Raw genomic sequence first — 11796 nt, 5'->3', positions numbered from 1 at the left:
CATGTTCAAATATATTGGCGACATCGTTAAGGGTACTGGTACCCAGTTGCGCAGCCTGGTCATGGTCTTCGGCCATGGCTTTCGCAAGCGCGACACCCTGCAATACCCGGAAGAAGCGGTCTACCTGCCACCACGCTACCGTGGTCGTATCGTCCTGACCCGTGACCCCGATGGCGAAGAGCGTTGCGTTGCCTGCAACCTGTGCGCCGTGGCTTGCCCGGTGGGTTGCATCTCGCTGCAGAAAGCTGAAACCGAAGACGGTCGCTGGTACCCGGACTTCTTCCGTATCAACTTCTCGCGCTGCATTTTCTGCGGTCTCTGCGAGGAAGCCTGTCCGACCACCGCAATCCAGCTGACACCGGATTTCGAGATGGCCGAGTTCAAACGTCAGGACCTGGTGTACGAGAAAGAAGATCTTCTGATCTCCGGCCCCGGCAAAAACCCTGATTACAACTTCTATCGTGTTGCAGGTATGGCAATCGCTGGCAAGCCGAAAGGCTCCGCACAGAACGAAGCCGAACCGATCAACGTGAAGAGCTTGCTGCCTTAAGGAAGAACGATGGAATTCGCTTTCTATTTCGCATCGGGTATCGCTGTTGTGGCCACGCTACGTGTGGTCACCAACACCAACCCTGTGCACGCCCTGCTCTACCTGATCATCTCGTTGATCGCTGTGGCCATGACCTTCTTCGCACTCGGCGCACCGTTCGCCGGCGTGCTGGAAGTGATCGCCTACGCCGGCGCCATCATGGTGCTGTTCGTGTTCGTGGTGATGATGCTCAACCTCGGCCCCGCCGCGGTTCAGCAAGAACGCGCCTGGCTCAAGCCCGGTATCTGGGCAGGGCCAGTGATTCTCGCCGGCCTGCTGCTGGCCGAACTGCTGTATGTGCTGTTCGCTCACCAGAGCGGTCAGGCCATCGGCCACACCACCGTAGACGCGAAAGCCGTGGGCATCAGCCTGTTCGGCCCGTACCTGCTGGTGGTCGAACTCGCCTCGATGCTGCTGCTCGCCGCAGCCGTCACGGCGTTCCATTTGGGCCGTAACGAGGCGAAGGAGTAAGTCATGCCTGCTATCCCTCTCGAGCATGGATTGGCCGTTGCCGGCATCCTGTTCTGCCTTGGTCTGGTCGGCCTGATGGTCCGCCGCAACATTTTGTTCGTGTTGATGAGTCTGGAAGTGATGATGAACGCCTCTGCACTGGCGTTCATTGTTGCGGGCGCCCGTTGGGGCCAGCCGGATGGACAGATCATGTTCATCCTGGTGATCAGCCTTGCAGCTGCCGAGGCCAGTATTGGTCTGGCGATCCTGCTGCAACTGTATCGCCGCTTCCATACGCTCGATATCGACGCTGCCAGTGAGATGCGCGGATGAACCTGATCTTTCTGACTTTCGTATTCCCTCTGATCGGTTTCCTGCTGCTGTCGTTCTCCCGTGGACGCTGGTCGGAAAACCTCTCGGCGCTGATCGGCGTGGGTTCCATTGGCTTGTCGGCGATCGTCGCCGCCTACGTCATCTGGCAATTCAACGTCGCACCACCCGAAGGCGGTCACTACACCCTGGTGCTGTGGAAGTGGATGGCGGTCGAAGGCTTCAAGCCTGACTTCGCCCTCTACGTCGACGGCCTGTCGGTCACCATGCTTGGTGTGGTGGTTGGCGTCGGCTTCCTGATCCACCTGTTCGCGTCCTGGTACATGCGCGGCGAAGCGGGCTACTCGCGCTTCTTCTCGTACACCAACCTGTTTATCGCCAGCATGCTGTTCCTGGTGCTCGGCGATAACCTGTTGTTCCTGTACTTCGGCTGGGAAGGCGTGGGCCTGTGCTCGTACCTGTTGATCGGTTTCTACTACAGCAACCGCAACAACGGTAACGCCGCACTCAAGGCCTTCATCGTGACCCGGATCGGCGACGTGTTCATGGCCATCGGCCTGTTCATCCTGTTCCAGCAAGTGGGCACGCTGAACATCCAGGAACTGCTGGTGCTGGCACCGCAGAAATTCCAGGTCGGCGACTTCTGGATCACCTTGGCAACCTTGATGCTGCTGGGTGGTGCAGTCGGTAAATCGGCACAACTGCCGCTGCAAACCTGGCTCGCGGACGCGATGGCCGGCCCGACCCCGGTTTCGGCACTGATCCACGCCGCAACCATGGTGACTGCCGGTGTTTACCTGATCGCCCGTACCCACGGTCTGTTCACCCTGGCGCCGGAAATTCTGCACCTGGTGGGCATCGTTGGTGGTGTGACCCTGGTTCTGGCCGGTTTCGCCGCGCTGGTACAAACCGACATCAAACGTATCCTCGCCTACTCGACCATGAGCCAGATCGGCTACATGTTCCTGGCGCTGGGCGTTGGTGCTTGGGATGGCGCGATTTTCCACCTGATGACCCACGCCTTCTTCAAGGCCCTGCTGTTCCTTGCTTCCGGTGCGGTGATCGTTGCCTGCCACCACGAGCAGAACATCTTCAAGATGGGCGGTCTGTGGAAAAAACTGCCACTGGCCTACGCCAGCTTCATCGTCGGCGGCGCGGCACTGGCTGCCTTGCCACTGGTCACCGCAGGCTTCTACTCCAAGGACGAAATCCTCTGGGAAGCGTTCGCCAGCGGCAACCACGGTCTGCTCTACGCAGGTCTGGTCGGCGCGTTCATGACGTCGCTGTACACCTTCCGCCTGATCTTCATCACGTTCCACGGTGAAGCCAAAACCGAAGCCCACGCCGGTCACGGCATCGCTCACTGGCTGCCGCTGTCGGTGCTGATCGTATTGTCCACCGCCATCGGCGCGATGATCGTTCCGCCACTGCACGGCGTACTGCCAGAAAGCGTTGGCCATGCCGGTGGCGAAGCCAAGCACAGTCTGGAAATCGCGTCGGGCGCCATCGCCCTGGCCGGTATCCTGCTGGCAGCGCTGCTGTTCCTCGGCAAGCGTCGCTTCGTCACGGCGATCGCCAACAGCGGCATCGGCCGTTTCCTTTCGGCCTGGTGGTTCGCTGCCTGGGGCTTCGACTGGATCTACGACAAACTGTTCGTCAAGCCTTACCTGGCGATCAGCCACGTACTGCGCAAAGACCCGCTCGACCAGACCATCGGTCTGATCCCGCGTATGGCCAAGGGTGGTCACACCGCCCTGAGCCGCACCGAGACCGGTCAACTGCGTTGGTACGCTGCTTCGATGGCTGCTGGTGCCGTGCTGGTTATCGGCGCCATCGTGCTGGTAGCGGTCTGATATGAACCTTGCGAATTTGCGAAAGGAAACGAGCCCGTCATGATTCTGCCTTGGCTAATCCTGATCCCCTTCATCGGCGGCCTGCTGTGCTGGATGGGTGAGCGCTTCGGCGCTACCCTCCCGCGCTGGATTGCGCTGTTGACCATGACCCTGGAACTCGCCCTCGGCCTCTGGCTGTGGGCCCACGGTGACTATTCATTTGCCCCGGCGCCTGGCGCCGATCCGACCTGGGCGCTTGAGTTCAAGCACATCTGGATCGCGCGTTTCGGCATCAGCGTGCACCTGGCCCTTGACGGCCTGTCGCTGTTGATGATCCTGCTGACCGGTCTGCTGGGTATCCTCTCGGTACTCTGCTCGTGGAAAGAGATTCAACGTCACGTTGGCTTCTTCCACCTGAACCTGATGTGGATCCTGGGCGGCGTTGTCGGCGTGTTCCTCGCCCTCGACCTGTTCATGTTCTTCTTCTTCTGGGAAATGATGCTGGTGCCGATGTATTTCCTCATCGCGCTCTGGGGTCACAGTTCTTCGGACGGCAAGAAAACCCGGATCTATGCGGCGACCAAGTTTTTCATCTTCACTCAGGCGTCCGGCCTGATCATGCTGGTGGCGATCCTCGGTCTGGTGCTGGTCAACTTCAACAACACTGGCGTGATTACTTTCAACTACGCCGATCTGTTGAAAACCAAGATGTCGATGACCACCGAGTACATCCTGATGCTCGGCTTCTTCATCGCCTTCGCGGTCAAGCTGCCGGTCGTGCCGTTCCACTCGTGGTTGCCTGATGCTCACGCCCAGGCGCCGACTGCAGGTTCCGTCGACCTCGCCGGTATCTTGCTGAAAACCGCTGCTTACGGTCTGCTGCGCTTCGCCCTGCCGCTGTTCCCGAATGCCTCGGCCGAGTTCGCGCCGATCGCCATGACCCTCGGTCTGATCGGGATCTTCTACGGTGCGTTCCTCGCGTTCGCGCAAACCGACATCAAGCGTCTGATTGCCTTCTCGTCCGTTTCCCACATGGGCTTCGTGTTGATCGGCATCTACTCCGGCAGCCAACTGGCCCTGCAAGGTGCAGTGATCCAGATGCTGGCGCACGGTGTCTCGGCGGCGGCACTGTTTATCCTCAGCGGTCAGTTGTACGAGCGTCTGCACACTCGTGACATGCGTGAGATGGGCGGTGTGTGGTCGCGTATCGCTTACCTGCCGGCAATCAGCCTGTTCTTTGCAGCCGCGTCCTTGGGTCTGCCGGGTACCGGTAACTTTGTCGGTGAGTTCCTGATCCTGATCGGCTCTTTCGCGAGCTGGCCGTGGATTACTGCGATTGCCACTTCCGGTCTGGTGTTCGGTTCGGTCTACTCGCTGATCATGATCCACCGTGCCTACTTCGGTCCGGCGAAATCGGATTCGATCCTGCACGGCATGGACGCTCGCGAACTGATCATGGTGCTAGGCCTTGCGGTGTTGCTGATCTACATCGGCGTCTACCCGCAACCGTTCCTCGACACTTCTGCCGCCACGATGCATGGCGTTCAGCAGTGGCTCGGCACCGCCTTCACTCAACTCGCTTCGGCCCGGTAAGAGCGCTATGGAATTCACGATTCAACACTTTATTGCGCTTGCGCCACTGTTGATCACCAGCCTCACCATTATCGTGGTGATGCTGGCAATCGCCTGGCGCCGCAACCACTCGCAGACCTTCCTGATTTCGGTGGCGGGTCTGAACCTGGCCCTGTTGTCGATCCTGCCAGCCCTGAAAGTCGCGCCTCTGGCCGTGACTCCTTTGCTGCAGATCGACTCGTTTGCCTGCCTGTACATGGCGCTGATCCTGGTCGCCACCCTCGCTTGCGTTACCCTCGCCCACGCCTATTTGGGTGATGGCGGTTCGGGTTACCCGGGCAACCGTGAAGAACTGTACTTGCTGATCCTTATGGCCGCCGCCGGTGGTCTGGTTCTGGTCAGCGCGCAGCACCTGGCCGGCTTGTTCATCGGTCTGGAACTGCTCTCGGTACCGGTTTACGGTCTGGTGGCTTACGCCTTCTTCAACAAGCGCTCGCTGGAAGCCGGCATCAAATACATGGTGCTGTCGGCCGCCGGTTCCGCGTTCCTGTTGTTCGGTATGGCGCTGCTGTACGCCGATTCGGGTTCGCTGAGCTTCGTCGGTATCGGTCAGGCTCTGGCTGCGACTGGCCTGCCTAGCTCGCTGGCGCAACTGGGCCTGGGCATGATGCTGATCGGTCTGGCATTCAAGCTGTCGCTGGTACCGTTCCACCTGTGGACGCCGGACGTCTACGAAGGTGCTCCGGCACCGGTGGCTGCGTTCCTCGCAACCGCTTCGAAAGTGGCCGTGTTTGCGGTGATGGTGCGTCTGTTCCAGATCTCCCCTGCCGCCAGCAGTGGTGTACTGAGCGACGTGCTGACCGTTATCGCGATCGCCTCGATCCTGTTCGGTAACCTGCTGGCCCTGACCCAGAGCAACCTCAAGCGTCTGCTCGGTTACTCGTCCATCGCGCACTTCGGCTACCTGCTGATCGCGTTGGTGGCGAGCAAGGGTCTGGCGGTGGAGGCCATCGGCGTATACCTGGTCACCTACGTGATCACCAGCCTCGGCGCTTTCGGCGTGATCACCCTGATGTCCTCGCCGTACAACGGCCGTGACGCGGATGCCCTGTACGAATACCGCGGCCTGTTCTGGCGTCGTCCGTACCTGACCGCCGTCCTGACCGTGATGATGCTGTCGCTGGCGGGTATCCCGCTGACTGCTGGCTTCATCGGCAAGTTCTACATCATCGCTACCGGTGTTGAATCGCACCAATGGTGGCTGGTCGGCTCCTTGGTACTGGGCAGCGCCATCGGCGTCTTCTACTACCTGCGCGTGATGGTCACCCTGTACCTGATCGAGCCAAACCTGCGTCGCCACGACGCCCAGCTGCACTGGGAACAGAAGGCTGGCGGCGTGATGCTGCTGGCCATCGCCCTGGTCGCGTTCTTCCTGGGTGTGTACCCGCAGCCATTGCTGACTCTGGTTCAGCAGGCGGGTCTGGCGGGCTGATAGTTCGGCTGGCTAGAAATGAAAACGGCACCTTCGGGTGCCGTTTTTGTTTTTGTGGGATTTTTACTGATGCCCTGCCCTTCCTGCTGAAAGCCCAGAAAGCTCCCGCTCAATTATCGGTTTCGTCCTACAGTCCGCATCCGGCTGTTGGAGCTATTGTGTATGTGTGAGGCAACGCGAAAACTCGAAGGCACATTGAAAGTACTTGCCGACCAACAGGGCACAAGGAAACCATATTGAACACTGACAACATCCACACCACATATGAAAAAATGTATGCATACGAAGAAGAGATAAAAAACAGCATCTCGATAAAAACTCAAATAATTTTTACCGCGATATTTGCACTAGCTTCTGCAACCATCTACCTAGCTCGTTTTTTGGATTTCACCTTCAACCCCGAAATTGCATACATCATTTCCTTTCTAGTAGCTTTAACCCTGACAATCTCAACCATCTCTACATACTTCAACTTCAGAGCCTTTAGCGGATCTGAATTCAACAGAATGCCATACGCAGAAAAAATAAAAGAGTATTACGACAGCCAAACACAATACAACATTGAACTTGGCAAATATAACTTACAGGTATCACAGCACGAGCAAATACCTTTGATCGATCCTGACAAAGAAACTGCAAGCTTCATTTCAAACACTTACATCAGTTGCTCCACACACAATGCTTTAGTCAATGAAGAGCGATCACGATGGGTTTTCAAGTCCATTTCAACTTTTCTGATGGCCTGCATTCCTCTTGCTATCGGTAGCTTGTTGTTTGTCCTTTTTGACATGGATACCTCCTCGCCCAGGAAAAATTTTGCAATAAAAGATATGTACGTTGGCGACCAAATATCCGACTTGAGAAAGCAGTTGCTGAATGACTCAAAAGCCGAAGGCGTAGCAGATCTGAAAAAAAGGACTATAATCCTTGAGAATATACTTCTTGAAAAAGGGGCAGGGAAATTGAGCGAATCCAATAAGCCAACATCAAGTGAAAAAAACCTTTGCCCCAAGCTCCTGTCAAACCGACTGTTCCATCTTCTAGAAGAACATACGACGATGTTAACGGCGGTGCCAATAGGGATCAGAAATGAAAGCTACTGATGATCGGTCTAAGCCACAGAATCCGACAAGACCTACACCACCAGAGAAACCTTCTGCACCGGTTGTACGTCGTATCGTTAACGAAAAAGTCATCAATAGAAAAGAGATAGCTTTAGATAACAGATAACAACGCAACTAGAGCACTCTTGCTCTCTCAGAAAACTTATAAAAAGGCGGCACTCTCAGGTGCCGCCTTCGCGCTTTTAGGATTCAATATCAGAAGACTGCGCCAGCGCGTCGTGATGATCGCTGGCTACGCATTCTTGGTCTTCACACCCTCAGCTTTTCAAGAATTCTCCTGCAACACATCGAGCAATGGCTGACCTTCTGCAGAAGGTAATTGCGGTTAAATTTGAGGATCACCTATCAAGTGGAGATCCATGAACCGTGAAGCGGGATATTTATTCAGAATTGATGAATGGCCTTGATGCGTTAAACGAAGAACGCCAAGGCAAAATCACCTTGAAAAAGACCCGTGTAAAACGGATCGGCGTCATGAAGGGCAAACTCATTCTTCCCGCCGAAACTGATGCCTCTCTATCACACGGTTTGCTGGATACCTTCGAACGATAAAAAGCCAAACCTGCTCTCATGTGATCGATCAGACCCACTCAGACCACTGGGGAGCAAGCTCGCTCCCACAGTTTTGTGTGGCGTTCACTCAATCCAAATAACCACATGACGAAATTGTAATTCCCCCATCACCTCCGCGTTATCCGCAGCTTGCAACGATGTGACCCGGTGACCAATGCCGGCGGGCCCTGCCCCGCCGAATAATAAAACCCACGCCGACGCACGTTCCCGTTCTGCCGAACCCAAGGAGTGTTTGATGGTTAACCCTACAAAAATATCGATGGCCGCTTTAGCGGTGGTGGTCGGCTCCGGGCCGTCCGTGGTGTTTGCAGAAGACAAGCCTGAAGGCTTTGTCGAAGGCAGCAGCCTGACGCTGCTCAACCGTAACTTCTACTTCAATCGTGATCATCGCAACGGCCAGTCCAGCCCGACCGGCAATGGTTATTCCGAAGCCTGGTCGCACGCGGTGATCAGCAAGTTCGAATCCGGTTTCACTCAAGGCACCGTCGGCGTCGGTGTCGATGCGTTTGCGATGGTCGGGCTGAAACTCGATACCGGTGGCGGCCGTAATGGCGGGCGCAGTTCGTTTGATGTGTTGCCGGTCAACAGCAACGGCGAGGCGCGAGACGAATACAGCAAAGTCGGCGGCGCTGCGAAAATTAGGGCGTTCGATACGGTGGTCAAGGTCGGTGACGTATTCCCGGCCAATCCGGTGGTGGCGGCGGGTGACTCGCGCTTGTTGCCGGAAAGCTTTCGCGGGGTGACGGCGAGCAACACAAGCATTGAAGGTTTATCGGTTCAGGGCGGTCGACTGCACGCGATGAGCCAACCGGTGTCCAGCGACATGCGCGAGAACTTCGCCACCTTCTACGGCGGGCCGGTCAATTCGCCATGGATCGCTTATGGCGGCGGCGATTATGTGCTGAAAAAAAACCTCAGTTTCAGCCTGTACTCCAGTCGCCTCAAGGATGCGTGGAATCAGTATTACGCCGGCACCGCCTGGACCTATCCGCTCTCGGACGACCTGTCACTGTTCGGTGGCCTGAACTATTACAAGGCTGTCGATGCAGGTAAACAACTGCTCGGCGAGTTCGACAACAACATCTGGAGCGGTCGCGTCGGCGTCAAACTCGGCGCCCACTCGGTCGCCCTCTCCCACCAACGCAACAATGGCAATGACGACTTCGATTACCTGCGCCAGTCCGATTCGATCTTCCTCGACAACTCCATCCAGTACAGCGACTTCAACTCGCCGAAAGAGCGTTCGTGGATGGTGCGTTATGACCTCGACATGAGCACTTATGGCGTACCCGGTCTGTCGTTCATGACCCGTTATGCGCGCGGCACAGACGCTGATTATTCAAACGCTAATGCCGTGTATATGCGCCGCGATGCCGAGGGCAATCCGCTGACCGATCAGAAACGTTGGGAGCGCGATATCGAAGTCAAATACGTGGTGCAAAGCGGTTCGATGAAAGACCTGTCATTGCGCTTGCGCCAGGCCACGACACGCGCCACGGCGTTCGAGTCGGATCTGGATGAAGTGCGGGTGATTGTCGAGTATCCGTTGGCGATTCTTTGATTGCGCGGTTGATGCAAATTCACCTTTAGAAGCTCCTTGCTCCTTTGGTAAGAGGTGAATCTTTTGGCGTCCTTCGGGGCGCTTTTTTTATACCCACCGAAAAAGCAAACCCTGTAGGAGCTGCCGAAGGCTGCGATCTTTTGATCTGGAGGTTTTAAAAAGCAAGATCAACAGATCGCAGCCTTCGGCAGCTCCTACTGAGGTGGTTATGGGGTGGGATCGACGTTATCCAGTGCTTTGTTCACCGCCAGTTCGCCGAGCATGACTACCTGCGCGATGCCCAGCAGTGTCTTGCGGTGCATGCCTTCCAGCTTCGCGGCGAAATCACCGAGCATCACCGTGGCCGAGGCCAGGGATTCGCAGGCGTTGACCAACAGGGATTCAGTGTCGGCGTGCGGATTGACGTGGTACATGTCGCTGGGGGTGTAAGGGGTGGCCATGATCTGGGCCGCGGGATTGAGGTAGAAGTCGAGGGCGCGGTCGGCGGCTTCGTGGAGTTTTCGGGTGTCGACGGAGGCGTAAGGGGATGTTGAGTTGGCGTCGGGGATGGCGTCTGCTTCGGGGGGTGCAGTGGTCTAATTTCCCCGGACACCCCGATAGGTGGAAAATACATCTATCGAGGAGTTATTCATGACCAAAAAACGCAGAGCATTCGACGACAGCTTCAAGCTGCAAGTCGTGAAGATGATCAAGGATCAGGGGCTAACCGTTACGCAGGTTTGCCAAGATCTGAACATTGGTGAGACAGCCGTTCGACGCTGGGTTCAACAGTACGAGGCAGAGCAACTGGGGCAGGCCGGAATCGGCAAGCCATTGACGGCAGAGCAACAGCGCATCCGGCAATTGGAACAGGAAAATCGCCAGCTCAAGATGGATAACGACATCTTAAAAAAGGCTACGGCCTTCTTTGCCCGCGAGCTGAAGTAAGGTATCGACTGGTTCGGCAGCTGCAACAGAAGGCCTACTCAGTGACACATGTCTGTCGGTTACTGAGCATCAGTCGCTCGGGCTTCTATGAGTCGCAAAAGCGTGCTGATGCGCCCGTCCGGCAGAGTTGTCCTGTCGTTGTGCAACTCAAGGCGTCTTTTGCCGAGAGTGGTGGCTGCTACGGCAGCCGGCCCTTGCGCGACGCTTTGCGCGGCAAAGGCCTGTCTGTTGGACTGTATAAAATCCGCCGTTTGATGCGTGCCAATGGGCTACGTTCGGCTTGGAAGCGCAAGTTTGTGCACACGACCGATAGCAATCATGATCTGCCGATTGCCGAAAATGTACTGAGCCGAAAATTTGATCCGGCGGCGCCAAACAAGGCTTGGGTGGCAGACATCACCTACATCCGCACCCGCAGTGGCTGGCTGTATCTGGCCGTGGTGTTGGACTTGTTTTCACGCAAGATCGTGGGCTGGTCGATGGCTCCGAACATGCCGGCAGAGCTGGTGTGCACTGCGATGCAACTGGCCATCGCACAGCGCCAACCGCCGCCAGGCCTGATTGCCCACTCGGATCGTGGCAGCCAATACGCGAGTGCAACTTACAGAGAGTTACTGGCAAGAAACGACATGCAGCAGAGCATGAGCCGTAAAGGTAATTGCTGGGACAATGCGGTGATGGAACGCTTCTTCCTGAGCTTGAAAATGGAGCGGGTATGGCGACGTGACTACGCCAATCATACCGAAGCGATCCGCGACATCACCGAGTACATCGTTGGGTATTACAACAACGAACGGCTTCACTCGAAACTGGGATATCTGCCACCGACCGTCTATGAGCGGGCGATGGCGTCAAAACCACCTATCGAGGTGTCCGGAATTAGTTGACCACTGCAGGGATTGGGGGTTGGCTTTTTCATAATGTTTTACTCAGCTTGAAGGTGGAGCTGGCCCTTTCGGTTCCACGCGAAAGGGTGGCAGCTGTACGCAGGTTGGAACCCGGGCAACTGAGCAAACCCGACAGACTCGAAGTCTCCCGCGCACAGCCGCCATAACGGAGTGCACACATGAAAGTGCGCAAGCATACGTCATGAACAGTGCGTTTTGCTTCAGTTGAGCCACGGGGTTCCAATCCCGATCGCTGAATTGGCAGCGACCCACACAGGCTAGAGAACGGACGTCCGACGGACAACCTGAAAATATTGTGGGAAGGTTCCGCGATTCCCACACAACCTTTAAACATCACGAATTGAAATACGCAGCGTGATATTTAACATCAACCCTGTAGGAGCTGCCGAAGGCTGCGATCTTTTGACTTTGATTTTAAAGATCAAGATCAAAAGATCG

General features: G+C 56.3%; 11 protein-coding genes. 10 read left to right on the top strand and 1 reads right to left on the bottom strand.

The window, feature by feature from the left end; all coding sequences use genetic code 11:
- Position 1: 1 nt before the first annotated feature.
- The 9 genes from nuoI to PMI37_RS16675 all read left to right on the top strand — a co-directional run bounded on the left by nuoI (position 2) and on the right by PMI37_RS16675 (position 9523).
- Positions 2–550, top strand: coding sequence for an NADH-quinone oxidoreductase subunit NuoI (nuoI, locus tag PMI37_RS16710; RefSeq protein ID WP_007920177.1), 549 nt, complete (start codon positions 2–4; stop codon positions 548–550).
- A gap of 9 nt (positions 551–559) precedes the next feature.
- The gene (gene nuoJ / locus PMI37_RS16705; RefSeq protein WP_008082850.1) at positions 560–1060 is read left to right on the top strand and encodes an NADH-quinone oxidoreductase subunit J; all 501 of its coding nucleotides are present in this window, start codon (positions 560–562) and stop codon (positions 1058–1060) included.
- 3 nt (positions 1061–1063) lie between these two features.
- The gene (gene nuoK, locus PMI37_RS16700) at positions 1064–1372 is read left to right on the top strand and encodes an NADH-quinone oxidoreductase subunit NuoK (protein WP_003223790.1); all 309 of its coding nucleotides are present in this window, start codon (positions 1064–1066) and stop codon (positions 1370–1372) included.
- Complete coding sequence (gene nuoL / locus PMI37_RS16695; protein WP_008082848.1) at positions 1369–3222, top strand: NADH-quinone oxidoreductase subunit L; 1854 nt, start codon at positions 1369–1371, stop codon at positions 3220–3222. Before nuoK ends, nuoL begins: the two co-directional genes overlap by 4 nt.
- Positions 3223–3261: 39 nt before the next feature.
- Positions 3262–4794: an NADH-quinone oxidoreductase subunit M gene (gene nuoM / locus PMI37_RS16690; RefSeq protein WP_008082846.1), complete on the top strand. Its 1533-nt coding sequence runs from the start codon at positions 3262–3264 to the stop codon at positions 4792–4794.
- Positions 4795–4801: 7 nt separating this feature from the next.
- Positions 4802–6265, top strand: a complete 1464-nt coding sequence (gene nuoN, locus PMI37_RS16685; protein ID WP_008082842.1) for an NADH-quinone oxidoreductase subunit NuoN — start codon at positions 4802–4804, stop codon at positions 6263–6265.
- Between the two features lie 236 nt (positions 6266–6501).
- Positions 6502–7368, top strand: coding sequence for a hypothetical protein (locus PMI37_RS16680; protein ID WP_008082840.1), 867 nt, complete (start codon positions 6502–6504; stop codon positions 7366–7368).
- A gap of 387 nt (positions 7369–7755) precedes the next feature.
- On the top strand, positions 7756–7941 hold the full coding sequence (locus PMI37_RS31870) for a hypothetical protein (RefSeq protein ID WP_008082838.1): 186 nt from the start codon (positions 7756–7758) through the stop codon (positions 7939–7941).
- Between the two features lie 256 nt (positions 7942–8197).
- Positions 8198–9523, top strand: coding sequence for an OprD family porin (locus tag PMI37_RS16675; protein WP_008082837.1), 1326 nt, complete (start codon positions 8198–8200; stop codon positions 9521–9523).
- Between the two features lie 206 nt (positions 9524–9729).
- On the opposite strand, the gene PMI37_RS16670 is transcribed toward PMI37_RS16675, so the two are convergent.
- Positions 9730–10071 carry a DUF6124 family protein gene (locus tag PMI37_RS16670; RefSeq protein ID WP_045123172.1) on the bottom strand — a complete coding sequence of 114 codons (342 nt, stop codon included), beginning with the start codon at positions 10069–10071 and terminating at the stop codon, positions 9730–9732.
- 82 nt (positions 10072–10153) lie between these two features.
- Between PMI37_RS16670 and PMI37_RS16660 the strand changes: the two genes are divergently transcribed.
- A protein-coding gene (locus tag PMI37_RS16660) for an IS3 family transposase (RefSeq protein WP_202949186.1) occupies positions 10154–11337 on the top strand; the annotation gives its coding sequence in 2 pieces (ribosomal slippage) (positions 10154–10418 and positions 10418–11337; 1185 coding nt in all).
- Positions 11338–11796: the final 459 nt, after the last annotated feature.

Source organism: Pseudomonas sp. GM80, assembly GCF_000282515.1.
In the GTDB taxonomy this organism is placed as follows: Bacteria; Pseudomonadota; Gammaproteobacteria; order Pseudomonadales; family Pseudomonadaceae; genus Aquipseudomonas.
This window is presented reverse-complemented; position numbering and strand designations above follow the sequence as displayed.